This window comes from Ferribacterium limneticum (assembly GCF_020510625.1).
Lineage (GTDB): Bacteria > Pseudomonadota > Gammaproteobacteria > Burkholderiales > Rhodocyclaceae > Azonexus > Azonexus limneticus_A.
Genome location: NZ_CP075191.1, coordinates 2,997,167 through 3,021,948, shown reverse-complemented (window position 1 = coordinate 3,021,948; position 24,782 = coordinate 2,997,167). Strand labels below are relative to the sequence as shown.

Sequence of the window (24,782 nt, the reverse complement as noted above, 5' to 3'; positions counted from 1 at the left end):
CTGGAAGATAATATGAGCAAAGTTCCGCTGACCGTGGCTGGCGCCGAGAAGTTGCGTGAAGAGCTGCATCGCTTGAAGACCGTCGATCGTCCTTGGGTAATCGGCGCGATTGCCGAGGCACGCTCGCATGGTGACCTCTCCGAAAATGCCGAATACGATGCGGCCAAGGAGCGCCAGGGCTTTATTGAAGGGCGCATCCAGGAGGTCGAGGGCAAGCTGTCGAACGCCCAGATCATTGACCCGAAACTACTTGATGCCGATGGGCGCTGTGTGTTCGGCGCGACGGCCGAGCTAGAAGATCAGGATTCCGGTGATAGCGTGACCTACCAGATCGTCGGGGAAGATGAGGCCGATATCAAGGCCGGCAAGATTTCGGTAAATTCGCCGATGGCGCGTGCGCTAATTGGCAAGTATGCCGGCGATATCGCCCAGGTGCAGGCGCCGGGCGGTATCCGCGAATACGAAATCATCGACGTTCGCTACGAATAATTCAGTGCGTAAACTGGCGGAGGCGCTCTACCTCGCAGTCATTGCCCTGTGGGTTGGCGGCTTGTGGGCGATTGGCTATCTGGTGGCGCCTGTGTTGTTTTCCAGTCTTGGCGACCGCCAACTTGCCGGTATGGTGGCCGGCAAACTATTCGCATTAATTGGCTGGGTCGGCCTGGGGATTGCGGCTTACTTGGTAATTTTTCTGATCACCCGTTGGGGTGGGCAGGTTTTCAAGCGGGCCGTGTTCTGGCTGGTGATTTTGATGGCAACGATGGTTGCAGCCAGTCAGTTCGGTATTCAGCCGCTAATGGCGCAACTAAAGGTTGATGCCTTGCCGCGCGAGGTCATGGAGAGCGTTTTGCGCGATCGCTTTGCCGCTTGGCATGGCATTTCCAGCATCCTCTACCTGATGCAGAGTCTGCTGGGCCTGTGGCTCGTTGTCTGGAGTGGTCGAGGGCTGAGGTGATCAGCCCTGGTGGGCGCGCTTGGTCTTGCGTGGTTCGGAGGCTGGGCGGCGCGAGTTTTGACTTTTTTTGGCATCGGCGGCAGATTTTTCGATGGGTGCCGGGCGAAAAACGACCAGCAACTTACCGATGTGTTGGACCGGAGCGGCATCCAGCTGGGCGCAAATCTGCTCGTAATAGGCGATCCGATTTTCCCGGCTGTCGCCATAGACGCGGATTTTGATCAGTTGGTGGGCCCGAAGATTGAGATCAATTTCCTTGAGGACGGCCTCGGTGAGGCCATTTTCAGCAATTGACACGACGGGATTCAGATTATGTGCCTGGGCGCGCAGTTCAGAGCGCTGGGCAGATGATAATTGCAGCATAGTAAACCTTTCAAAAACGGCATTTTACCGAATGAAAAGAACCAGAACCAGCAAAGCTTGGATGCGTGAGCATATCAACGACACCTACGTGCAGCTCGCAAAGAAAGAGGGATGGCGTTCCCGTGCCGCTTTCAAGCTGATGGAGATGGACGACAAAGACAAGCTACTCAAGCCTGGCGAGGTCGTGGTCGACCTCGGGGCCACGCCGGGAGGGTGGTCACAGGTCGCCGTCAAGCGAGTTGGTGATGGTGGCCTCGTGTTTGCCCTTGACCTGCTGGAGATGGAGCCAATTCATGGCGTTCAGTTCATTCAGGGTGATTTTCGTGAGGACGACGTGCTGCAGCAACTGGAAGAAAAGCTGGGTGAGCGTCGGGTGGGGCTTGTAATGTCGGATATGGCCCCCAATATGTCAGGAGTCCCCCTTGTCGATCAGGCGCGCATCATGCATCTGGCCGAGTTGGGCCTGGAGTTTTCGCGGGCTCACCTGAAACCAGAGGGAGCTTTTCTGGTCAAAGTCTTTCAGGGAACAGATTACGAGACATTTTTGGGGCAGATGCGTGCGACCTTCAAGACTGTCGCGGTAAGAAAACCCGATGCGTCACGCGACCGTAGCCCCGAGCTTTATTTGCTCGGGCGCACATTGCGCTGAGACTTTTGTTTAGAATGTAATTTTTGTCGCTCGATGCAGTAGAAGGAGAGCAAGCTTGAACAACATGTTCAAAAACCTCGCAATCTGGCTGGTCATTGGTCTTGTACTGATGACGGTCTTTAATCAGTTTAACAACCGTCAGGTTGCGACCGGTGCCGTCGAATACTCTCAATTCATCGAGGAAGTGAAGGCTGGCCGTATTTCCAAGGTGGTCATGGAAGGCCGCACGCTAAAGGCGACAACGAGCGAAGGCAAGCGCATTACCTCCTATGCGCCGCCCGATCTCTGGCTGGTCTCCGATCTGCTGAAGAATGGCGTCAAGATTGAAGCCAAGCCGGAAGAAGAGCCTTCATTCCTGATGAACCTCTTCGTCAGCTGGTTCCCGATGCTGCTGTTGATCGGCGTCTGGGTCTTTTTCATGCGCCAGATGCAGGGCGGCGGCAAGGGCGGGGCTTTCTCGTTCGGCAAGTCGAAGGCTCGGATGATGGATGAGTCGACCAACATCATCACTTTTGCTGATGTGGCCGGTTGTGACGAAGCCAAGGAGGAAGTTCAGGAAATTGTCGATTTCCTGCGTGATCCCTCCAAGTTCCAGAAACTCGGTGGCCGCATTCCCAAGGGCGTGTTGATGGTCGGCAACCCGGGTACTGGCAAGACGCTGCTCGCCAAGGCTATTGCGGGCGAAGCCAAGGTGCCGTTCTTCAGCATTTCTGGTTCCGACTTCGTTGAAATGTTCGTCGGTGTTGGTGCTGCTCGCGTTCGCGACATGTTCGAAAACGCCAAGAAGCACGCGCCATGCATCATCTTCATTGATGAAATCGATGCGGTCGGTCGTCATCGTGGTGCTGGTCTGGGTGGTGGCAACGACGAGCGTGAGCAGACCTTGAACCAGTTGCTGGTTGAGATGGATGGTTTCGAAGGCCATACCGGCATCATCGTCATTGCTGCGACCAACCGTCCGGATATTCTCGATCCGGCTCTGCTGCGTCCGGGCCGCTTCGACCGCCAGGTCGTCGTGCCGCTGCCTGACATCCGCGGCCGTGAGGAAATCCTCAAGGTTCATATGCGCAAGGTGCCCATCGCCGGCGACGTCAAGGCTGACGTCATCGCTCGCGGTACGCCTGGCTTCTCTGGTGCCGACTTGGCCAATCTGGTCAATGAAGCCGCCCTGTTCGCCGCCCGCCGAAACAAGCGGCTGGTCGATATGGATGACTTCGAGATGGCTAAGGACAAGATCATGATGGGCGCCGAGCGCCGCAGCATGGTGATGACTGAAGACGAGAAGATGAATACGGCCTACCACGAATCCGGTCACGCCGTAGTTGCCAAGCTGGTGCCCAAGTCTGATCCGGTGCATAAAGTGACGATCATCCCGCGCGGCCGCGCCCTGGGGCTGACCATGCAGCTGCCGGAACAGGATCGCTACGCCTATGACCGGGAATACCTGATGAGCCGTATTGCCGTGCTGTTCGGCGGACGGATTGCAGAGGAGCTGTTCATGAACCAGATGACCACTGGCGCTTCGAATGACTTCGAACGGGCAACTGCAATGGCTCGTGACATGGTGACCCGCTATGGCATGTCCGACCTGGGTGTAATGGTCTACGGTGAAAACGAGGGTGAGGTTTTCCTCGGGCGCTCGGTGACTCAGCACAAGAATGTTTCCGAAGCGACCATGCAGAAGGTCGACTCTGAAATTCGTCGAATTATCGATCAGCAGTACGCTTTGGCACGCCAACTGCTGGAAGAAAATCGCGACAAGGTTGAAGCGATGACCAAGGCCTTGCTCGAGTGGGAAACCATCGACGCAGACCAGATCGATGACATCATGGCCAGCAAACCTCCGCGTCCGCCAAAGCCGTCTCAGGGGGCATCGCGCGCGACGACGCCAACGGATACACCGGGAGCCGAGCCAAGTGCTACGGCGCCAGCCTGATATTTTCAATCTTTGAACTGGCCGGGAGCCCTCTCCCGGCCTTTTGTTTTTCAGCCATGAAAAAAATTCGCTGCGGCCATTTTCTGCTTACCCTTGATCGCCCTCTGTTGATGGGGATTGTTAATTTGACACCCGATTCATTCTCCGGAGATGGTTTGGTGGGTGATGTCGATCGGGCTATCAGGCATGCTCACCATCAATTTGAGGCGGGGGCTGATATTCTCGATATCGGTGCCGAGTCGTCTCGGCCGGGCGCCATCCCGACGCCCGAGAATGAAGAATTGAGGCGTTTGATTCCGGTTCTCCGAGAGATTTCAGCGTGGGGGGTTCCGGTATCGGTTGATACCTACAAACCTGCTGTAATGCATGCGGCGCTTGAGGCTGGTGCGACCATGATTAACGACATCACCGGTATGGCTCATCCAGAAGCCCTGGCTGTAGTGGCAGCCAGTGACTGTGCGGTATGTCTCATGCACATGCAGGGCGAGCCAGGAACGATGCAGCAGGCACCCGCCTACGAAGATGTCGTCAGCGAAGTTAAAAGCTTCCTGAGGGCCGCTGTTCAGCGTTGTCGGTACTTCGGTATCGCCGAAGATCGGCTGATTGTCGATCCTGGTTTCGGCTTTGGTAAAACTCAGGATCACAATCTGACTCTTTTTCGGGGGTTGGATGAAGGGCTTGTTGGTGATCTGCCGATTCTGGTTGGCGTCTCCAGGAAGTCGATGCTAGGCGCAATTACCGGGCGTCCCGTCGGTGAGCGATTGTCTGCCAGTGTTGCAGCTGCCCTCATTGCGGCACAAAAAAATGCGAAAATACTACGTGTGCATGATGTGGCAGCAACCAAGGATGCCTTGGCTGTCTGGTCGGCAATCGAAAAGGGGATTTCGCAGTGACTAGAAAATATTTTGGTACCGATGGTGTCCGGGGGCGGGTTGGTCAATCGCCGATAACGCCCGATTTCGTGATGCGTCTTGGCTATTCGGCAGGCAAGGCATTGCTTGGTCGAAGCGATATGCCGACTGGAGACCGCCCGTCGGTGCTGATCGGCAAGGATACCCGTCTTTCGGGGTACATGCTTGAATCGGCCCTTGAGGCCGGTTTTTCTGCGGCTGGCGTTGAGGTTTGCCTGGTTGGTCCCTTGCCAACCCCCGCTGTGGCCTACTTGACCCGTGCCTTGCGTCTCCAGGCAGGCATCGTCATTTCGGCGTCGCACAATCCCTATTACGATAACGGCATTAAATTCTTCTCGGCGCAGGGTACAAAGTTGCCGGATGAAGTCGAGCGTGCCATTGAAGAAGGGATTGATCAGCCGATGGTTTGTGCGCCACCGGCGGATTTGGGAAGGGTTCGGCGGATTGAGGATGCGCGTGGCCGCTACATCGAATTCTGCAAAAGCACTTTTCCCAACGACATGGATCTGCGCGGGCTGAAAATCGTCGTCGATTGTGCTCATGGTGCTGCTTATCACATTGCGCCAAGTGTCTTTCACGAGCTGGGTGCTGAGGTGGTAAGCATCGGTGTTCAGCCCAATGGCCTGAATATCAACGATGCGGTCGGGGCAACGGCACCCAAGGCATTATGTGAGGCAGTTCTCGCCAATCGCGCTGACCTCGGTATTGCGCTGGATGGCGATGCGGACCGTCTGCAAATGGTGGATGCGGAAGGCAATCTCTACGACGGCGACCAGTTGCTGTACGCCATCGTCCGTAGTCGTGCCCGTAGTGCTCCTGTAAAAGGCGTTGTCGGCACGCTGATGAGCAATCTTGCCTTGGAGCATGGACTCGGCAAGCTGAATATTCCCTTTGCCCGAACTGCGGTTGGTGACCGCTATGTCGTAGAAATGCTCAACGAAAAAGGTTGGCTCTTCGGTGGCGAAAATTCGGGTCATATCCTGACCCTGGATCGCCACACGACGGGGGACGGTATTGTCGCGGCATTGCAGGTCCTGGCTGCCTTGCGTGAGGCGGGAGGTAGCCTGAAACAAGTCTTGAGTGGCCTGGTTTTGTACCCTCAGAGGCTAATCAATGTGCCAGTGTCACGCGGGTTTTCTTGGAAGGAGCATCCAGCGATTGTGGCTGCACTTGCTGAAGCTGAGGCTGGCCTTCAGGGGCGGGGCAGGGTGCTGCTGCGTGCTTCGGGAACAGAGCCTCTGCTAAGAGTCATGGTCGAGGGTGAGGATGCCGCAGAGGTCGCGTGCGCGGCCGAAAAACTGGCTGCTGTGGTTCGCGAATCGGCGCAGTCGAATTGCTGATTTTGCTATTCGTATTGACCGAAAAATCCTCGGGTCGCTATAATCCGAAGGTTTTTCGCCAACAGAATCGTCTAGCGCATGCGTAGAAAGCTCGTTGCAGGTAACTGGAAGATGCATGGCGGCCTTCAGCAGAATGCGGAGTTGCTTGAGCGTATCAAAGCTGGCGTCTCCGGGGTGGCTTGTGAAGTTGCTGTGTGTCCTCCTTATCCTTATCTTGGGCAGGTGCAATCGCTTTTCTCAGGGTCGTCGCTGGTTTGGGGGGCGCAGTCCGTAAGCGAGCACCCTTCAGGTGCGTTTACCGGCGAAGTGGCGGCTTCCATGTTGCTCGAGTTTGGTTGTCGCTATGTCTTGGTGGGGCACTCTGAGCGTCGTGCGCTGTATGGCGAAACCGATGCGGTTGTTGCAGCAAAATTCGATGCGGCTCGAACGGCTGGTCTGGTGCCTGTCTTGTGTGTAGGAGAGACGCTGGCTGAGCGCGAGGCTGGGTTGACGGGTGCTGTTATTGCCCGTCAGTTATCGGCCGTCTTGGATTGTTCTGGTGTTGCGGCCATGGCTTCGGCGGTGGTTGCTTATGAACCGGTTTGGGCAATCGGGACGGGGGTGACGGCCTCTCCGGTGCAAGCTCAAGAGGTGCATGCAGCGATCCGTGCTCAGATTGCGGCGCAGGATCGTCAGGTGGCGAATGGTTTGCGTATTTTGTATGGTGGTAGTGTCAAGCCACAGAATGCGGTGGAGTTGTTTGGGCAGCTTGATATCGATGGTGGTTTGATCGGTGGTGCTGCCTTGGTTGCGGATGATTTTCTGGCGATTTGCCTTGCGGCAAATTGATAGGCTGATAAATGAACTGGCTTTTTTCTCTTGTCCTGACGGCCCACATTTTGGTGGCGATCGTGATTATTGTTCTCGTATTGATGCAGCATGGCAAGGGGGCGGATATGGGGGCTGCGTTTGGTAGCGGCGCCTCTGGTAGTCTTTTTGGCGCAACCGGTTCGGCTAATTTTCTTAGTCGTACGACGGGTATTCTGGCTGCCGTCTTTTTTGTAACAAGTCTGACATTGGCCTATATCGGGTCCAATAAGCCAAAAACGTCTGGCAGTCTGATGCAGGAACCGGTACAATCGCAGCCTGTTTCGCAGCCTGCTCCGGCCGGCGCTGAATCGCCTTCTGCTCCTGTTGAAGCGGGGTCCAAGGCGAAAGATGTTCCGAGGTAACGCAAGGTGGTTTGCCCGGCATAAGTCCTCGGCGGGTGAATCAAAAGAACGTGCCGACGTGGTGAAATTGGTAGACACGCTATCTTGAGGGGGTAGTGGCGCAAGCTGTGCGAGTTCGAGTCTCGCCGTCGGCACCAAAAACTGGGGCAGTGGCCGTAAGGTGCGCTGTTTCGAACAAGAAACTGAATATTGGCGGCGGATGATGGAAAACTACTTTCCAATTCTGATGTTCGTTCTGGTGGGGGTTGCAATTGGCGTTTTGCCGGTTGCTATGGGCTTTATTCTGGCCCCCAGCCGTCCGGACCCGGAAAAGCTATCACCCTATGAGTGTGGCTTTGAGGCATTCGAAGATGCGCGCATGAAATTTGATGTGCGCTTCTATTTGATTGCAATTCTTTTCATTTTGTTCGATTTGGAAATTGCCTTCCTGTTTCCTTGGGCGTCGATTTTTAAAGATATCGTCGCTACTGAATCGATCAAGATGTTCGGTTTTGTTGAAATGCTGGTATTCGTTGCCATTCTGGTCATTGGTTATGTCTATGCCTGGGCCAAGGGCGCGCTGGAATGGGAATGAGGCTCGCAAATGGCTATTGAAGGCGTTCTCCAGGAAGGTTTTGTCACCACTTCGGCAGACAAGCTGATTAATTACATGCGAACCGGGTCTTTGTGGCCCATGACCTTTGGTTTGGCGTGTTGTGCGGTCGAAATGATTCATGCTGGTGTTTCCCGCTATGATCTGGATCGTTTTGGTGTTGTTTTCCGCCCGAGTCCGCGCCAGTCCGATGTAATGATCGTCGCTGGTACGCTGACCAACAAGATGGCGCCGGCTCTGCGCAAGGTTTACGACCAAATGGCCGAGCCGCGCTGGGTGATTTCCATGGGGTCCTGTGCTAACGGCGGCGGCTATTACCACTACTCGTACTCTGTTGTGCGCGGCTGTGACCGCATCGTTCCAGTTGATATCTATGTTCCGGGCTGCCCCCCGACTGCTGAGGCGTTGATCTACGGGATCATTCAGTTGCAGAACAAGATTCGTCGTACCAATACCATTGCTCGTTAATTGCCAAGGCTGATTCGATATGTCTGCCAAGCTGGAAACGCTTAGTCAAAACCTGCAGGAGCATTTCGGCGACAAGCTCAAGTCTCTGAAGCTCGCGCTGGGTGAAGTAACCATCGAAGTCGCCGCGGCCGACTACCTTGGCGTGATGGCTGCATTGCGCAACGAGACGGCTTTCGGTTTCGAAGAGATGATCGATCTTTGCGGCGTCGATTATTCGACTTATGGTGATGGGGCGTGGCAGGGCGAGCGTTTCGCCGTTGTTGTCCATCTCCTGTCCATAGCGCATAACTGGCGTCTGCGTGTTCGCGTCTTTGCTGAAGATGAGAGCTTTCCGTCGGTTGCTTCAATTACCGGCGTGTGGACCAGTGCCAACTGGTTCGAGCGCGAGGCCTTTGATCTCTACGGTATTGCCTTTGTTGGTCATGACGACCTGCGCCGTATCCTGACCGACTACGGTTTCATTGGGCACCCGTTCCGCAAGGACTTCCCGATTTCCGGTCACGTCGAGATGCGTTACGACCCCGATCAGGCTCGTGTGATCTATCAACCGGTCACCATCGAGCCGCGCGAAAACACCCCGCGCATTGTGCGCGAAGACACTTTCGGGGATACCGCTCATGGCTGACATCCGCAATTTCACACTCAACTTTGGTCCGCAGCACCCAGCAGCACACGGTGTGCTGCGTTTGGTGCTTGAACTGGATGGCGAAGTCGTCCAACGCGCCGACCCGCATATCGGCCTGCTACACCGGGCGACCGAGAAGCTTGCCGAAACCCGGACCTGGGTTCAGTCTGTGCCCTATATGGATCGTCTCGACTACGTCTCGATGATGTGTAACGAGCATGCCTACTGTCTAGCCACTGAAAAGCTGCTTGGCATCGAAGTGCCGGAGCGCGGCAAGTACATCCGGGTTATGTTCGATGAAGTGACGCGTATTCTCAACCATCTGCTGTGGATCGGCTGTCATGCGCTGGACGTCGGTGCGATGACCATGGCGCTCTACACCTTCCGCGAACGCGAAGACCTGATGGACGTCTACGAGGCTGTTTCCGGTGCCCGGATGCACGCTGCCTACTATCGTCCGGGTGGCGTCTATCGCGATCTTCCGGACCGCATGCCGCAGTATCAGGAATCGACCTGGACCAATGCCAAGAAGGCGGCCGAGAAGAACGAAAACCGAAGCGGTTCAGTGCTCGACTTCCTCGAGGATTTCACCAATCGCTTCCCGACTTACCATTCCGAATACCACACCCTGCTGACTGACAACCGGATCTGGAAGCAGCGTCTGGTCAATGTTGGCGTCGTGACGCCGGAGCGGGCCCTGCAGATGGGCTTCACCGGCGCTATGCTGCGCGGTTCCGGCATCGCCTGGGATTTGCGCAAGAAGCAGCCCTACGCTGCCTACGACAAGATCAATTTCGATGTGCCGGTGGGCGTCAATGGCGATAGCTATGACCGCTACTTGGTTCGTATGGAAGAAATGATCCAGTCGAACAACATCATCAAGCAATGTATCGCCTGGCTACGCAAGAATCCTGGCCCGGTGATTACAGACAACAACAAGGTGGCGCCGCCGCCGCGCGAAAACATGAAGACCAACATGGAGGAGTTGATTCACCACTTCAAGCTCTTCACCGAAGGTATCCATGTCCCGGCAGGCGAGGCTTATGCGGCAGTCGAACATCCCAAGGGCGAGTTCGGCATCTACTTTGTTTCCGATGGTGCCAACAAGCCTTACCGCATGAAGATTCGTGCGCCGGGCTTTGTCCACCTGGCCGGTCTGGATGAAATGTCCAGAGGCCACATGATTGCCGACGTCGTTACGATTATCGGTTCCCAAGATATTGTTTTTGGCGAGATTGACCGCTGATGTTTTCCGCTGAAACCCTCCAGAAGTTTGCCCGCGAGGTCGCCAAGTACCCCGCCGATCAAAAACAATCGGCGTCGATGGCCTGTCTCGCTCACGCCCAAGAAGAAAAAGGCTGGCTGGCCCCCGAGTCCATCGAGGCCGTTGCCAACTATCTTGGTATGCCGCCGATGGCGGCTTACGAAGTGGCCTCTTTCTACAACATGTATGACCTGAAGCCGGTCGGCAAGTACAAGATCACGGTCTGTACCAACCTGCCTTGCGCGCTGTCGGGCGGCTACCATGCCGGCGAATATCTACAGCAGAAGCTGGGTGTTGGCTACGGTGAAACGACACCGGACGGCAAATTCACATTGAAGGAAGGCGAATGCATGGGGGCCTGCGGTGATGCGCCGGTCTTCATCGTCAACAACCGCTCGATGTGCAGCCACATGCACCCGGAACAGATCGACAAGCTGCTTGAGGAGTGCAAATAATGGCCATGCTTGGTTCGATCAACGGTGTCCTGATGGAAGGCCTGGATGGCGACAATACCTGGCACCTCAAGGATTACGTGGCGCGTGGTGGCTATGCGCAGTTGAAGCGCATCCTGGAAAGCAAGATGACCCAGGAAGACGTCATCAGCGAAGTCAAAAAATCGGTATTGCGAGGTCGTGGCGGCGCCGGCTTTCCGACTGGCCTGAAGTGGTCCTTCATGCCACGCTCCTTCCCAGGTGACAAGTACGTAGTCTGCAATACCGACGAAGGTGAACCGGGGACCTTCAAGGACCGCGACATCATGCGCTTCAACCCGCATTCCGTCATCGAAGGCATGGCGATCGCCGCCTACGCGATGGGCGCCAATCGCGGCTATAACTATGTGCACGGCGAAGTCTGGCAAGAATACAAGCGTTTTGAAGAGGCGCTGGATGAGGCACGTGCTGCTGGATTCATCGGCCAGAACATTCTCGGTTCGGGATTTGATTTCGAACTCTTCGCGCACCATGGCTACGGTGCCTATATCTGTGGCGAAGAAACCGCGTTGCTTGAGTCCATCGAAGGCAAAAAGGGCCAGCCGCGCTTCAAGCCGCCGTTCCCGGCATCCTTCGGTCTGTACGGCAAGCCGACAACGATCAATAATACCGAAACCTTTGCTGCCATTCCCTTCATTCTGAAGATGGGTGGCGAAGAGTTCCTGAATCTGGGCAAGCCGAACAATGGCGGTACCAAGCTGTTCTCGGTTTCCGGCCACGTCAATCGCCCAGGCAACTACGAAATTCCGCTCGGTACCCCCTTTTCGACCCTGCTCGAAATGTGCGGCGGGATGCGTGGCGGGCGCAAGTTGAAGGCGGTCATTCCTGGCGGTTCGTCAGCCCCGGTCATGCCGGGCGAAGTGATCATGGATTGCACCATGGACTACGACTCGATCAGCAAGGGCGGTTCGATGCTCGGTTCCGGTGCGGTCATCGTGATGGATGAAACGGTCTGCATGGTCAAGGCGCTTGAGCGTCTGTCCTTCTTCTATTACGAAGAGTCCTGTGGCCAATGTACCCCCTGCCGCGAAGGTACGGCCTGGATGTACAAGGTCGTGCATCGCATCGAGAACGGTCTCGGCAAGCCCGAAGACCTCGATCTGCTGAACAGTGTGCTCGGCAATATTGCCGGTCGCACCATCTGTGCGCTCGGCGATGCGGCAGCCTTCCCGGTGCAGAGCTTCATCAAGCACTTCGGCAAGGAATTCGAGTACCACATTGAAAACAAGACCTGTCTGGTTCCCAAGGATGTGCAATGGGCAGGCAGTGGCTTCCACAAGATTCCGGCCTGATGGCTACGGGTTGTAACGATATTAACGACGAAAAGTCAGGCTACAAGGTAGCGACATGCTAGAAATCGAGATCGACGGCAAAAAGGCGCAAGTGCCCGATGGCAGCACGGTGATGGATGCCGCGCAGCAGGTGGGCGTTTACATTCCGCATTTCTGCTACCACAAGAAACTTTCGATTGCCGCCAACTGCCGCATGTGTCTCGTGCAGGTAGAGAAGGCACCGAAGCCGTTGCCGGCCTGCGCAACGCCGGTGACCAATGGCATGAAGGTATTTACCCACTCCGAACTGGCCGTCAAGGCGCAGAAGGGGGTGATGGAATTCCTGCTCATCAACCACCCGCTGGATTGTCCGATCTGCGATCAGGGCGGCGAGTGCCAGTTGCAGGACATGTCGGTCGGCTACGGCCCGATGAAGAGCCGCTACACCGAAGAAAAGCACGTCGTTTTCCACAAGAGTGTCGGCCCGCTGATCTCCATGGAAGAGATGAGCCGCTGCATTCACTGCACCCGTTGCGTTCGCTTCGGTCAGGAAATCGGCGGCATCATGGAACTTGGCATGGCCAACCGCAACATGCATTCCGAGATCATGACCTTTGTCGGTCGTACGGTCGACTCGGAATTGTCGGGCAATATGATTGACCTCTGCCCGGTTGGCGCGCTGACCTCCAAGCCTTTCCGTTACACCGCCCGTTCCTGGGAACTGCAGCGCCGCAAGTCGGTTAGCCCGCACGATTCCGTCGGAGCCAACTTGGTTGTCCAGGTTAAGCACGACAACGTGATGCGCGTCCTGCCGCGCGAAAACGAAGAAGTAAACGAGTGCTGGATCTCCGACAAGGAGCGTTTCTCCTATCAGGCCCTGAACTCCGACGAACGCCTGACCAAACCAATGGTCAAGCAGGGCGGCGAGTGGAAGGAAGTCGACTGGAACGTCGCACTTGACTACGTTGCTCACGGCCTGAAGGACGTTGCCCGCGAACAAGGTGGCGATGCGCTGGCCGCACTGGCTGCCCAAAGTTCGACGCTCGAAGAACTCTTCCTGCTTGGCAAGGTCATGAAGGGGCTGGGCAGTGGCAATATGGATTTCCGCCCCCGCCAGAGTGATTTCTCTTCCGATTTCAAGCGCGCCGGCACGCCTTGGCTGGGCATGCGCCTTGCGGAGATCAAGGATCTTGACGGTGCTTTGGTCGTTGGCTCTTTCCTGCGCAAGGATCATCCGCTGATCGCTCAGCGCCTACGTCAGGCAGCCAAGAAATTCACCAAGGTCAGCCTGCTGTCAGTGACCGGTGACGATCAACTTATCAACTTCCACGCCCGCCTGATTGTGGCACCGTCCCAGCTGGCTGGTGCGCTAGCTGCTGTCGTCAAGGCCGCAGCTGAAATCAAGGGCGTCACAATACCGCTTGGTGTCGAATCGGCTGTGATTTGCGAGACCAGCAAAAAAATTGCTCAGAGCCTGGTCGATGGCGAAAAACGTGCCGTCTTCCTCGGTAATGTGGCAACTCAATCTACTGACGCTACGCAATTGCATGCTTTGGCGCTTGCGCTTGGCAAGCTTACCGGAGCGGTCGTCGGTTTCCTCGGCGAAGGCGCGAATACAATCGGTGGTTACGTTGCCTCGGCACTGCCCTCTGTCGCCAACGCCCGTCAGATGTTCGAGCAGCCCCGCAAGGCTTACGTCCTGATGGGGGTTGAACCGGAGTTGGATTGCGCCAACCCCCAATTGGTTATGGGCGCCCTGAAGCAGGCTAGCCTGGTGGTCTACATGTCCGCCTTCAAGCACGCGCCTGCTCTGAAATTTGCCGATGTGATGCTGCCGATTGCTCCCTACACCGAAACCTCGGGCACATTCATTAATACCGAAGGTCGTGTCCAGAGTTTCAATGGGGTGGTCAAGGCACGAGGCGATGCCCGCCCGGCTTGGAAACTGCTCCGTGTTCTCGGCAATGTGCTGAATCTCGACGGCTTTGGTTATACCTCCAGCGAAGAAATTCGCGACGAAGTACTCGGTAAGGGATGCGAATTCGTAACTGGTCTAAATAACGAACTGAACGGCGTTGCGATCACCCTTCCGTCAGTTGTCGCAAACGGTCTGCAGCGGATTGCCGATGTGCCGATCAACTTTGCCGACCCGATGGCCCGCCGCGCTCCTGCATTGCAGCAGACGGCAGATGCAGTCGCGCCGACCGCCCGCATCAGCGAGCAGACCCTGGCTCAGATCGGTATTGCCGAGAATGCCCTGGTTCGCGTCAGACAGGGGGCCGGCGAGGCAGTGTTGGTCGCCAAGGTCGACAACAATGTACCGGCCGGTTGCGTTCGTGTTTCGGCGGCGCATGCGAGTACTGTGATGCTGGGCGACATGTTTGGCTCGATTTCTGTGGAGCGTGCATAAATGGACGCACTGATGAACTTTGGCACCGGGATTTTTGGTGGCGCCTGGCCGGCGGTTTGGACCCTGATCAAGATCGTCCTGATCGTTGCCCCGATGATGCTCGGCGTGGCTTATCTGACCTACTTTGAGCGCAAGGTCATTGGCTACATGCAGGTGCGTATCGGTCCTAACCGGGTTGGTCCGTGGGGCCTGATCCAGCCGATCGCCGACGGCCTGAAGCTGCTGATGAAGGAGATCATCGTTCCCAGCGGCGCCAACAAGGGCATTTTCATCATTGCCCCGATGCTGGCCATTGCACCGGCGCTGGCCGCCTGGGCGGTAGTGCCCTTCACCGACTCACTGGTTCTGGCGAATATCGATGCCAGCCTGCTGTACATCATGGCCATTACCTCGATGGGTGTGTACGGGATCATCCTGTCCGGTTGGGCATCGAATTCCAAGTATGCGTTTCTCGGTGCCATGCGCTCTGCAGCCCAGATGGTTTCCTACGAAATCTCGATGGGCTTCTCGCTGATCTGCGTGCTGATGGTGTCCAACAGCTTGAATCTGGTCGAGATCGTCAATGTCCAGAACCAAGGCCGCTTCGCTGACTGGGGGCTGAGCTTCCTGTCCTGGAACTGGTTGCCGCTGTTCCCGATGTTCCTGGTCTATCTGATTTCTGGCGTCGCTGAAACCAACCGGGCCCCGTTCGACGTCGCCGAAGGCGAATCCGAAATCGTTGCCGGTTTCCACGTCGAATATTCCGGGATGGCCTTCGCGGTCTTCTTCCTGGCTGAATACGCCAACATGATCCTGGTCTCCGCATTGACTGCCATCATGTTCCTAGGCGGCTGGTTGTCGCCGGTCAGCTTCCTGCCCGATGGCATTCTCTGGCTCTTCGTCAAAATGTCGGCCATCCTCTTCCTGTTCCTGTGGTTCCGGGCGACTTTCCCGCGCTACCGCTATGACCAGTTGATGCGCTTGGGCTGGAAAGTTTTCTTGCCGATCTGTCTGATCTGGCTGGTTGTCGTCGGCGTCTGGATGATGTCGCCACTGAATATCTGGAAGTGAGGAGAGACTCATGGGTTCGATGAAGGAAATCTTCAACAGCCTCTTCCTCAAGGAATTGTTGAAGGGGATGTCGGTGACGGGCAAGTATTTCTTTGCCCGCAAGATCACCGTCCAGTATCCGGAAGAAAAAACGCCACAGAGCTTCCGTTTTCGTGGTTTGCACGCTCTGCGTCGCTATCCGAATGGTGAAGAGCGTTGCATCGCTTGCAAGCTGTGTGAAGCGATCTGCCCGGCGCTGGCCATTACTATCGAGGCTGAGCCGCGTGATGATGGTTCCCGTCGCACGACACGCTACGACATCGATCTGACTAAGTGCATCTTCTGCGGTTTCTGCGAAGAAGCATGCCCGGTTGATGCGGTCGTCGAAACGCGGATTTTCGAATATCACGGCGAGAAGCGTGGTGATTTGTACTACACCAAGCAGATGTTGCTGGCTAACGGCGACCGCTACGAAGATCAAATCGCAAAAGATCGCGAGCTTGATGCTTCTTACCGATAACAGGTGCTAGCGATGGATTTTCAAACTGCGGTTTTCTATTTCCTGTCGGCAATACTGGTCTTCGCGAGCCTTCGCGTGATCACTGCCCGCAATCCGGTGCACGCCGCGTTGCATCTGATTCTCGCCTTCTTCACATGCGGCGGCATTTGGGCGCTGCTACAGGCGGAGTTTCTGGCAATCGCCATCATCCTTGTCTATGTTGGTGCGGTCATGGTGCTCTTCCTGTTTGTCGTGATGATGCTCGACATCAATCTCGACCGGATTCGCCAAGGCTTCTGGAACTATCTACCACTCGGCGCTTTGCTTGGTCTGTTGATGGTCATGGAAATGGGACTGGTGCTCGGTAGCAAGTACTTCCAGGTTCCGGCAACTGAAGTCGTCTTGCCGGCCGGGATCTCCAATACCAAGGCCATTGGCGCGCTGATGTTTAGCGACTATGTCTATCCGTTTGAATTGGCTTCACTCATCCTGTTGGTCGGTATGATCGCTGCGATCGTGCTGACTTACCGCGGTCCGAAGAAGTCCAAGTACACCAACCCGAATCAGCAGGTCTTCGTCAAGGCGAAGGATCGCGTCCGCGTCCTGCAGATGCCGGTTGAAAAAGACTGAACCCAGGGAAGACTATGCTCACTCTGTCACTCTCGCATTTCTTGATTCTGGGCGCGATTCTGTTCGCAATCAGCGTCGTCGGCATCTTCCTGAACCGGAAGAACCTGCTGGTGTTGCTGATGGCTATCGAATTGATGCTGCTAGCGGTCAATATGAATTTCGTGGCCTTTTCCCACTATCTTCAGGACCTCTCCGGCCAGATTTTCGTCTTCTTCATCCTGACTGTCGCCGCTGCTGAATCGGCCATTGGTCTGGCCATCCTGATCGTGCTATTCCGCAACCTCAAGAGCATCCATGTGGATGACCTAGGCAGCCTGAAGGGTTAAACATGGAAATGCAAAAACTCTATCTGCTGGTACCTTTGGCTCCGTTGATCGGTGCCATGATCGCCGGTCTATTTTGTCGGATCATTCCGCGTTGGGTGGCACATACGGCAACCATCGCCGGCGTTGCCATCGCCTTTATCGCTTCGCTCATCATCTTCAAGGATGTCCAAGCCGGCCATACCTACAACGGTGCGGTTTACACTTGGCTGACCAGCGGCGAATATAAATTTGAAGTTGGTTTCCTTATTGATACGCTTACCACCACAATGATGCTGGTGGTCACCTTTGTGTCGCTGATGGTGCATATCTACACCATCGGTTACATGCAGGAAGATCCAGGTTACAACCGCTTCTTCAGCTACATCTCGTTGTTCACCTTCTCCATGCTGATGCTGGTGATGAGCAACAACTTCATGCAGCTCTTTTTCGGCTGGGAAGCTGTGGGTCTGGTCTCCTATCTGCTGATCGGTTTCTGGTACACCCGCCCAACGGCGATCTTCGCCAACATGAAGGCTTTCCTGGTTAACCGTGTTGGCGACTTTGGCTTCATCCTGGGCATTGGCCTGGTCCTGGCCCATACCGGCTCGCTCGATTACGCGACGGTCTTCGAGAAGGCGCCCGGCCTCGTCGATACGACGATCAACCTGTTCGCCGGTCGCGAATGGGCCACCGTGTCGCTGATGACCGCCACCTGCATCTGCCTGTTCATCGGCGCCATGGGCAAATCGGCTCAGGTTCCACTACATGTCTGGCTGCCTGACTCCATGGAAGGCCCGACTCCGATTTCCGCGCTGATTCACGCCGCAACGATGGTTACTGCCGGCATTTTCATGGTCTCCCGGATGTCGCCGCTATTTGAGTTGTCCACCACTGCGCTCTCGTTCGTCATCGTGATTGGTGCCATTACAGCTTTGTTCATGGGCTTCCTCGGCATTATCCAGAACGATATCAAGCGCGTCGTGGCCTATTCGACACTGTCCCAGCTTGGTTATATGACCGTCGCGCTGGGGGCCTCTGCCTATTCCGTGGCGATCTTCCACCTGATGACGCACGCCTTCTTTAAGGCACTGCTCTTCCTTGCCGCCGGTTCGGTGATCATTGGTATGCACCACGATCAAGACATCCGTAACATGGGTGGCCTGCGCAAATACATGCCGATTACCTGGATTACTTCCCTGATTGGTTCGTTGGCGCTGATTGGTACGCCATTCCTCTCCGGCTTCTATTCCAAGGATTCGATTATCGAAGCGGTGGCGCTCTCGCATATCCCTGGTGCCGGCTTTGCCTACTTCGCCGTACTGGCTGGTGTCTTCGTAACTGCCTTCTACTCGTTCCGTATGTACTTCCTGGTCTTCCATGGTGAGGAGCGTTTCGGCAAGGCTGACGATGCACACCATCACGAGCACCATGGTGATCACGACGACGAGGAAACTTCGCACGACCACCACCATGGTCTGGCGCCGGGTCAAAAGCCGCACGAGACGCCTTGGGTTGTCTGGTTGCCTTTGGTGCTGCTGGCTATCCCTTCGGTGGTCATTGGTTTCATCGCGATCGGACCAATGGTCTTCGGTGATTACTTCAAGGGTGTGATCTTTGTTGATCACCATGCCCACCCGGCGATGGAGCATCTGGCTGAGCACTTCCATGGCGCTGTTGCCATGGGGCTGCATTCCTTTACCAGTCTGCCTTTCCTCCTGGCTCTGGCTGGCGTCGTCCTTTCCTGGTTCTTCTACATGAAGCGTCCGGATATCCCTGCCGCTATTCAGCGCCGCTTCTCGGCAATTCATACCCTCTTCGAGAACAAGTACTACTTCGACAAGTTCAATGAGGCAGTCTTTGCTGGTGGCGCACGCATGCTGGGCAAGGCGTTCTGGCGGGGCGGCGATGTTGCCGTGATTGACGGTTTTATCGTTAATGGTTCGGCCAAGCTCGTTGGATGGATTTCATCCGTAACCCGCCTGTTCCAGACAGGTTACGTTTATCACTACGCTTTCACCATGATCATCGGCGTCTTTGTGCTGATGACCCTGTGGATCAACCGCGCCTAGTCGTGAATAGTTCGCAGAAAAGCAAGGAATAACATGTCGACTTACCCGTTGCTATCTCTCGCAATCTGGATTCCGATCTTCGCCGGCTTGGTGGTACTCACCACCGGTGGTGACCGGAACGCACCGCTGGCACGGATGCTGTCCCTGGTTGGTGCAGTTGCCGCTTTCTTGATCACTATTCCACTATGGACTAGTTTTGATGTCGCCAATGGTGGCATGCAGTTCGTTGAACTGAAGACGTGGATTCCACGTTTCAACATCAACTACCATCTGGGTGTCGATGGTATTTCCATGTTGTTCGTCGTGCTGAACGCATTTATCACCATCATCGTGGTAGCGGCAGGTTGGGAAGTGATTCAGAACAAGGTTGCTCAGTACAACGCAGCCTTCCTGATCATGTCCGGTCTGATGAACGGCATCTTCACTTCGCTCGATGGCGTGCTGTTCTATGTCTTCTTTGAAGCATCACTGATCCCGCTCTACCTGATCATCGGCGTGTGGGGTGGCCCGAACCGGGTTTATGCGGCCTTCAAGTTCTTCCTTTACACGCTGTTCGGTTCCCTGTTGTTCCTGCTGGCGCTGATGTATCTCTTTATCCAGTCAGGTGGTAGCTTCTCCATTCTCGAATGGCACAAGCTCCCAATCGCCTTAGGTCCGCAGATTTGGTTGTTCCTGGCCTTCCTGATCGCTTTTGCTGTCAAGGTGCCGATGTGGCCGGTGCATACCTGGTTGCCGGATGCCCACGTCGAAGCGCCGACGGGCGGCTCCATCGTCCTGGCTGCTATTGCACTGAAGCTTGGTGCCTACGGATTCCTGCGGTTCTCGCTGCCGATTGCGCCGGATGCTTCGCATGAGCTTTCCGGCCTGGTGGTTGCCCTGTCGCTGATTGCAGTTGTTTACATCGGTTTTGTTGCCCTGGTTCAGGAAGACATGAAGAAGCTGGTGGCTTATTCCTCGATTGCACACATGGGTTTCGTGACGCTGGGTTTCTTCATGTTCAGTTCCATGGGCATTGAAGGTGCTCTGGTTCAGATGGTTTCCCACGGCTTCGTCTCTGGCGCCATGTTCTTCTGCATCGGCGTCATGTACGACCGCGTGCATAGCCGACAGATCGCCGATTACGGTGGCGTTGTGAATAAGATGCCAAAATTCGCTGCGCTGTTCATGCTATTTACCATGGCTAATTGCGGTCTGCCGGCCACTTCGGGTTTCGTGGGTGAGTTCATGGTCATTCTGGGCGCCGTCAAGTTCAACTTCTGGGTGGCTTTCGCTGCGGCAAGTTCGATGATCGTGGGTGCCGCCTATTCGCTGTGGATGTACAAGCGCGTCATTTTCGGTGATGTGGCCAATCACCACGTCGAAGAACTGACCGATATCAACAAGCGTGAATTCGCCATTCTGGCAGTGCTGGCTGTTGCCACGCTGTGGATGGGTGTCTATCCGCAGCCCTTCACCGAAGTCATGCACGCCTCGGTCAACGACCTGCTGCATCACGTTGCCATCAGCAAGATTCAATAAACGGTAGCCGACATGTTCGACAATTTCGTTGTCCCCAATCTTCTGCCCGCTGCACCGGAAATCTTTCTGGCGACGATGGCCTTGGCCATCCTGATGATCGATCTTCTGGTCAAGGATAGCCGGCGCACTGTGACCTTCGTACTGACCCAACTGACATTGATCGGTTGTGCAGCGATCCAGTTTGCGACGAGTACAGGTGAAATCACTTACACCTTCAGCAATATGTTTGTTGACGATCTGATGTCTGATCTGCTGAAGCTGTTCCTGTACATGACAGTCGTCATCGTAATGTTCTACTCGCGTGGCTACGTTATCGACCGTGAATCGATGAACAAGGGCGAATACTACGTGCTGGCGCTGTTTGCGACGCTTGGCATGATGGTAATGATTTCCGCCAATCACTTCCTGACCATCTATATCGGTCTTGAACTGCTCTCCCTATCGCTCTACGCGATGGTCGCGATGAACCGCGATTCCGTGGTTTCCACTGAAGCGGCCATGAAATACTTTGTTCTCGGTGCGCTGGCTTCGGGTCTGCTGCTCTATGGCATGTCGATGATCTACGGTGCCACCGGCACGCTGGAAATTACCGGCATCGCCGAGCGTCTGTATGGCGGCGGTGTTAACAAGAGCGTCTTGGTCTTTGGTCTGGTCTTCCTGGTGGCTGGTCTTGCTTTCAAGCTCGGCGTTGTACCGTTCCACATGTGGATTCCGGACGTTTATCAAGGTGCCCCGACCTCGGTTACCTTGTTCATCGGTTCCGCGCCCAAGCTTGCCGCATTTGCGATTGTCATGCGCCTGCTGGTCAATGGCTTGATCACCCTGGCGGCCGATTGGCAGGCCATGTTGGTTATCTTGTCGGTACTGTCGATGGCCATCGGTAATCTGGCCGCTATCGCCCAGACCAACCTGAAGCGCATGCTGGCCTATTCCGCCATTTCGCACATGGGCTTCATGCTGCTCGGTATCGTGACCGGCGTGGTTGGTGGCGATGCACGCTATGCACTGAATGCCTATAGCTCTTCGATGTTCTATGTCATTTCGTACGTTCTGATGAGCGCCGGTACCTTCGGCATGATTCTGATGATGTCGCGGGCTGGCTTCGAAGCGGAAGAGCTGGAGGATTATAAGGGCTTGAACAAACGCAGCCCCTGGTTCGCCGGCATTATGCTGATGTTGATGTTCTCGATGGCTGGCGTGCCTTTCTTCATCGGCTTCTTTGCCAAATTCTCCGTACTGCAGGCTGTCGTTGCTGCCGGACCGGGCTATCTCTGGCTGGCCATTGTCGCGGTCCTCTTCTCGCTGATCGGCGCTTTCTACTACCTGCGTGTGGTCAAATTGATGTACTTCGATGCACCGGTTGATGACACGCCGCTTACCGCACCGATGGACATGCGCATCCTTATTTCAGCGAATGGTCTGGCTGTGGCCTTCCTGGGTATTTTCCCGCAGGTCATTATGTCCCTCTGTGCCTACGCGCTGTTGCGTTCGCTCTGACGCAGGGCTGAAAGCAGGTTTAAAGAACGCCCCGCCAGTCGGGGCGTTTTACTTTGGGGAGTTTCTTATGTCGCATGATGCACACTTGATCGAATCGGAAGTTTCGACCGAGACGATTTTCAAGGGCGCGTTGCTTAACGTGCGCAAGGATTGCGTCCTGCTGCCCAATGGCAAGGAGTCCATTCGGGAATACATCGTGCATCCAGGTGCTGTCGTCATCCTGGCTTTTCTGGAGAATGGCAATCTGCTCTTTGAGCGCCAGTACCGCTATCCGCTACGCCGCGTCTTTCTTGAGCTTCCTGCCGGGAAAATAGACCATGGCGAAGCGATCATCGATACCGCCCGCCGCGAATTGAAGGAAGAGACGGGCTACATCGCCAGCGAATGGGAATATCTCGGTGTGATGCATCCGTGCATTGGTTACTCGGATGAGCGTATAGAGATATTTGCTGCTCGTGGCCTGCATCTGGCGGGTGAAAAAGAGCTCGATCACAACGAATTTCTCGAGGTAGTCGAACTATCGCCGGGCGAGGCGAAGCAAGCGGTTTGGGATGGCCGCATTACCGATGCCAAGACCATTACTTCGCTATTCTGGCTGGACAAACCCTAAACGCTCTGGATGAGCGTCGTGGCTGATGGGGAAGGGCTGAAAGCCTCATCACAGGCTAGCGAGCCAAAGCCAGAAGATGTGCCGATTGTGCAGGACTTCTTTGCGAGCAACTAGCGGCTGCTGCTCTTCCAGTTTCCGACGCAATTCTGCCTAAAGTACTTCAGGGCACGGTCCATATGGGAGTCCGGCATCTGGGGATCGTTGTCTGCCAGATGGATTTCGGCATCAGGTTGCAAGTCCTCCAACCACATCGCCTTGAGATCTTCGCGCTGCTCGAATGGCGCATGTTCATCGATAAACGCCAGCACGGCCTTTGAATCAAAGCCGTTGGTGCGAAACGCAGTGATGATGCTTTTTGCTTCCTTGAGCAGTGCGCTGGCTTTTGCCGGATGGTCCGTCGCCACGCAGAGGAAAATGGTCGCCAGTACCGCTGGGTCGTCAGCGTTACCTTTGGTGATCCTTACCCATTCTTTGGCGACCAGCTTGTCGTAGGCAACAACGTCTTCTTCTGGCTTGTCACGCACAAAGAAAGAGCCCTGCGCTTCCGCATGCAGAATCTCATCCGGGGATTTCTCCGCGGACTTGAGTTTTGGTAGCGCGCTTTCGATAAATTCCTGCATCGACTGCCTGGTCATCTCGACAAACGCCTCCGGTGCGTCCTTAAGAAATGCATCAAGCGAAGAGGGCTTGGCTTTGAAGGATTTCTTGCGGAGGGTTTCGACAAGTTTGATGAACTCGGTCTTCGAGGGCATTTCCAGCGTTTTGGCACCGACGTACAGCAGCAACATTGCAGAACGAATGAGTTCGTCAGCGCTGAAGTCTTCGCATTCCTCCTGTTTCACGTTCAAGCGTCGCGCCAGCCAACGGGCGAAGTCGATCCGCATCTGATTGGCCTGGCATTGCCTGACCTGCGCCCGATAGTTGGCACAGCTTAGCGGGAAGGCAAAGGAGCGTTCGTTGACGAATATCTTCTGTGCCAGCGGATCGGTTTTTCTGCCGTACAAGCCGGTATCAACGGGCATGGCATGCAAACGTTTCAACATTTCCGAACCACCACGGGAATGCGAAAGCAGGCTGTTGTCGCGCAATGAGACTGCCGCAGTGTGCAAGTCGCCGTTGGAAAAATCTTCCAGATAGAGGCTGATCAGATTTGTCATCCGGGCCGTTGCGGTTTCCAGATCGGTCCGCAAATAGGCGGTGCCAAAGTGGTCGGCGATCTGGACTATCCCTTTCGGGCCATCGGCTTCGATTTTGCTGATGTTTTCGCGCGAGAGAATGCCGTGTTCCAGTCCATAGCGAATGGCTTTTTCGAAAAATGGACGATCATCGACAATGGCAATGGAGTTTTTCACTGGAGCCATCCTTAGAGCGCCGATTCCTCGTCATCGAACGAGGAAGCCGAACTCGCCGCGGGTTTGCTCTCCATCACTGGCGGTTCTTCAAGCACCTCGATACGGTGCTGCAGGCGGTCGCGCAAGGTAATCACGACCTGCTCGAAAATGTCCGACAGCTCGTAACGCAGCACCCAGGCTGTCTCCATCCAGTCGCGGTCGGAAATTTCCGACCGTGAAACCTTGGGGCGCGATCCGGTAATGGAATTGCCTTCATGGAGTGCTTCGTCAATTTCTTCGATTTTCTCGTTCAGCCAGGAGATCGATTTCGATTCATGGCCATGTTCGGCGTTGAAATCCTCGGAAAATACACCGGATATTGCAAAAGCCAGCAGTTCGTCATCGCGTTCACCGAAATAATTGGCCAGCACCTCGTAGCCGCCTTCCATCTCGCCTATCGCTTCAAGGTATTCGGCCGTCAGATCGTCATCGCGATAAAGCACTGCATTCATCATGCCGTGCAGGGCCGCATGGGTTTCGTCGCGATAACGGGCTTCGAGAACGACGGCGCGGGCAAACTGATCAGGCGTCACGACCATGTTGACTACCGATTGCTTCGAACCGTCAAATCCACGCATCACGGCCAGCAAGTCTTTTGGCGGGACATCGTTCAAGACCGTTACTAGTGCATCGTCACCCTCGGTATCGGCGATATTGGCCAGGGCAGTTTCCGCGCCTTTGAGGTCGCCGGCGAGAATGAGCTGGGATGTCTTGAGTACGACGGGATGTGTCATGTCATGCCTTATTG

27 protein-coding genes and 1 tRNA gene are annotated in these 24,782 nt (G+C 55.4%); 25 read left to right on the top strand and 3 right to left on the bottom strand.

All coding sequences use genetic code 11. The annotated features are described in order from the left end of the window. The first annotated feature begins 12 nt into the window (after positions 1-12). Together greA and KI617_RS14520 are read left to right on the top strand one after the other, a co-directional pair. Complete coding sequence (greA, locus tag KI617_RS14525) at positions 13-489, top strand: transcription elongation factor GreA (protein ID WP_226447436.1); 477 nt, start codon at positions 13-15, stop codon at positions 487-489. A 4-nt stretch (positions 490-493) separates the two neighbouring features. Continuing rightward, complete coding sequence (locus KI617_RS14520) at positions 494-955, top strand: DUF4149 domain-containing protein (protein ID WP_226447434.1); 462 nt, start codon at positions 494-496, stop codon at positions 953-955. Here KI617_RS14520 and KI617_RS14515 read toward each other — a convergent pair whose 3' ends face one another. After that, complete coding sequence (locus KI617_RS14515; protein ID WP_404826824.1) at positions 956-1,252, bottom strand: YhbY family RNA-binding protein; 297 nt, start codon at positions 1,250-1,252, stop codon at positions 956-958. It abuts the gene before it with no gap. 97 nt (positions 1,253-1,349) lie between these two features. Here KI617_RS14515 and rlmE point away from each other — a divergent pair, with 97 nt between their 5' ends. The 22 genes from rlmE to KI617_RS14405 all read left to right on the top strand — a co-directional run bounded on the left by rlmE (position 1,350) and on the right by KI617_RS14405 (position 22,643). Further along, positions 1,350-1,967 (top strand): 23S rRNA (uridine(2552)-2'-O)-methyltransferase RlmE, encoded by a 618-nt coding sequence (gene rlmE / locus KI617_RS14510; RefSeq protein WP_226447423.1) that lies wholly within the window; start codon positions 1,350-1,352, stop codon positions 1,965-1,967. Between the two features lie 55 nt (positions 1,968-2,022). Further along, the gene (ftsH, locus tag KI617_RS14505) at positions 2,023-3,903 is read left to right on the top strand and encodes an ATP-dependent zinc metalloprotease FtsH (protein WP_319004116.1); all 1,881 of its coding nucleotides are present in this window, start codon (positions 2,023-2,025) and stop codon (positions 3,901-3,903) included. Positions 3,904-3,959: 56 nt separating this feature from the next. Then, on the top strand, positions 3,960-4,796 hold the full coding sequence (folP, locus tag KI617_RS14500) for a dihydropteroate synthase (protein WP_226447421.1): 837 nt from the start codon (positions 3,960-3,962) through the stop codon (positions 4,794-4,796). Next, positions 4,793-6,154 carry a phosphoglucosamine mutase gene (glmM, locus tag KI617_RS14495; RefSeq protein ID WP_226447419.1) on the top strand — a complete coding sequence of 454 codons (1,362 nt, stop codon included), beginning with the start codon at positions 4,793-4,795 and terminating at the stop codon, positions 6,152-6,154. Before folP ends, glmM begins: the two co-directional genes overlap by 4 nt. 78 nt (positions 6,155-6,232) lie before the next feature. Further along, positions 6,233-6,982 carry a triose-phosphate isomerase gene (tpiA, locus tag KI617_RS14490; protein WP_226447417.1) on the top strand — a complete coding sequence of 250 codons (750 nt, stop codon included), beginning with the start codon at positions 6,233-6,235 and terminating at the stop codon, positions 6,980-6,982. 11 nt (positions 6,983-6,993) lie between these two features. Then, on the top strand, positions 6,994-7,365 hold the full coding sequence (gene secG / locus KI617_RS14485; protein WP_226447415.1) for a preprotein translocase subunit SecG: 372 nt from the start codon (positions 6,994-6,996) through the stop codon (positions 7,363-7,365). Positions 7,366-7,417: 52 nt separating this feature from the next. Beyond that, positions 7,418-7,502 (top strand) — tRNA-Leu (locus KI617_RS14480). Between the two features lie 62 nt (positions 7,503-7,564). Beyond that, complete coding sequence (locus KI617_RS14475) at positions 7,565-7,939, top strand: NADH-quinone oxidoreductase subunit A (protein ID WP_226451885.1); 375 nt, start codon at positions 7,565-7,567, stop codon at positions 7,937-7,939. 9 nt (positions 7,940-7,948) lie between these two features. Then, entirely contained in the window at positions 7,949-8,425 is a 477-nt protein-coding gene (locus KI617_RS14470) for a NuoB/complex I 20 kDa subunit family protein (protein ID WP_226447413.1), read from the top strand. A 19-nt stretch (positions 8,426-8,444) separates the two neighbouring features. After that, positions 8,445-9,050 carry an NADH-quinone oxidoreductase subunit C gene (locus tag KI617_RS14465; RefSeq protein ID WP_226447411.1) on the top strand — a complete coding sequence of 202 codons (606 nt, stop codon included), beginning with the start codon at positions 8,445-8,447 and terminating at the stop codon, positions 9,048-9,050. Then, on the top strand, positions 9,043-10,296 hold the full coding sequence (locus KI617_RS14460) for an NADH-quinone oxidoreductase subunit D (protein ID WP_011286717.1): 1,254 nt from the start codon (positions 9,043-9,045) through the stop codon (positions 10,294-10,296). Before KI617_RS14465 ends, KI617_RS14460 begins: the two co-directional genes overlap by 8 nt. After that, positions 10,296-10,769, top strand: a complete 474-nt coding sequence (nuoE, locus tag KI617_RS14455) for an NADH-quinone oxidoreductase subunit NuoE (protein ID WP_226447409.1) — start codon at positions 10,296-10,298, stop codon at positions 10,767-10,769. The genes KI617_RS14460 and nuoE overlap by 1 nt, the downstream gene beginning before the upstream one ends. Then, entirely contained in the window at positions 10,769-12,097 is a 1,329-nt protein-coding gene (nuoF, locus tag KI617_RS14450; RefSeq protein ID WP_226447407.1) for an NADH-quinone oxidoreductase subunit NuoF, read from the top strand. The genes nuoE and nuoF overlap by 1 nt, the downstream gene beginning before the upstream one ends. 55 nt (positions 12,098-12,152) lie before the next feature. Then, entirely contained in the window at positions 12,153-14,486 is a 2,334-nt protein-coding gene (gene nuoG / locus KI617_RS14445) for an NADH-quinone oxidoreductase subunit NuoG (RefSeq protein ID WP_226447405.1), read from the top strand. Next, positions 14,487-15,536 (top strand): NADH-quinone oxidoreductase subunit NuoH, encoded by a 1,050-nt coding sequence (nuoH, locus tag KI617_RS14440; protein ID WP_226447403.1) that lies wholly within the window; start codon positions 14,487-14,489, stop codon positions 15,534-15,536. Between the two features lie 10 nt (positions 15,537-15,546). Then, entirely contained in the window at positions 15,547-16,035 is a 489-nt protein-coding gene (gene nuoI, locus KI617_RS14435) for an NADH-quinone oxidoreductase subunit NuoI (protein ID WP_011286722.1), read from the top strand. A gap of 12 nt (positions 16,036-16,047) precedes the next feature. Further along, the gene (locus KI617_RS14430; RefSeq protein ID WP_226447401.1) at positions 16,048-16,644 is read left to right on the top strand and encodes an NADH-quinone oxidoreductase subunit J; all 597 of its coding nucleotides are present in this window, start codon (positions 16,048-16,050) and stop codon (positions 16,642-16,644) included. Between the two features lie 14 nt (positions 16,645-16,658). Next, positions 16,659-16,970 carry an NADH-quinone oxidoreductase subunit NuoK gene (gene nuoK, locus KI617_RS14425; protein ID WP_011286724.1) on the top strand — a complete coding sequence of 104 codons (312 nt, stop codon included), beginning with the start codon at positions 16,659-16,661 and terminating at the stop codon, positions 16,968-16,970. A gap of 2 nt (positions 16,971-16,972) precedes the next feature. Further along, positions 16,973-19,018, top strand: a complete 2,046-nt coding sequence (gene nuoL / locus KI617_RS14420) for an NADH-quinone oxidoreductase subunit L (protein ID WP_226447399.1) — start codon at positions 16,973-16,975, stop codon at positions 19,016-19,018. A 33-nt stretch (positions 19,019-19,051) separates the two neighbouring features. After that, positions 19,052-20,536 (top strand): NADH-quinone oxidoreductase subunit M, encoded by a 1,485-nt coding sequence (locus KI617_RS14415; RefSeq protein WP_226447397.1) that lies wholly within the window; start codon positions 19,052-19,054, stop codon positions 20,534-20,536. Positions 20,537-20,548: 12 nt separating this feature from the next. Next, on the top strand, positions 20,549-22,033 hold the full coding sequence (nuoN, locus tag KI617_RS14410) for an NADH-quinone oxidoreductase subunit NuoN (protein WP_226447395.1): 1,485 nt from the start codon (positions 20,549-20,551) through the stop codon (positions 22,031-22,033). 67 nt (positions 22,034-22,100) lie between these two features. Continuing rightward, on the top strand, positions 22,101-22,643 hold the full coding sequence (locus KI617_RS14405) for an NUDIX domain-containing protein (RefSeq protein ID WP_226447393.1): 543 nt from the start codon (positions 22,101-22,103) through the stop codon (positions 22,641-22,643). A gap of 110 nt (positions 22,644-22,753) precedes the next feature. Here KI617_RS14405 and KI617_RS14400 read toward each other — a convergent pair whose 3' ends face one another. Beyond that, the gene (locus tag KI617_RS14400; protein WP_226447391.1) at positions 22,754-23,731 is read right to left on the bottom strand and encodes a hypothetical protein; all 978 of its coding nucleotides are present in this window, start codon (positions 23,729-23,731) and stop codon (positions 22,754-22,756) included. 15 nt (positions 23,732-23,746) lie between these two features. On the opposite strand from KI617_RS14400, the gene KI617_RS14395 reads away from it, so the two are divergent. Further along, positions 23,747-24,010, top strand: a complete 264-nt coding sequence (locus tag KI617_RS14395) for a hypothetical protein (protein ID WP_226447389.1) — start codon at positions 23,747-23,749, stop codon at positions 24,008-24,010. On the opposite strand, the gene KI617_RS14390 is transcribed toward KI617_RS14395, so the two are convergent. Continuing rightward, positions 24,007-24,768, bottom strand: coding sequence for a hypothetical protein (locus tag KI617_RS14390; protein WP_226447388.1), 762 nt, complete (start codon positions 24,766-24,768; stop codon positions 24,007-24,009). The genes KI617_RS14395 and KI617_RS14390 overlap by 4 nt on opposite strands. Positions 24,769-24,782 lie beyond the last annotated feature (14 nt).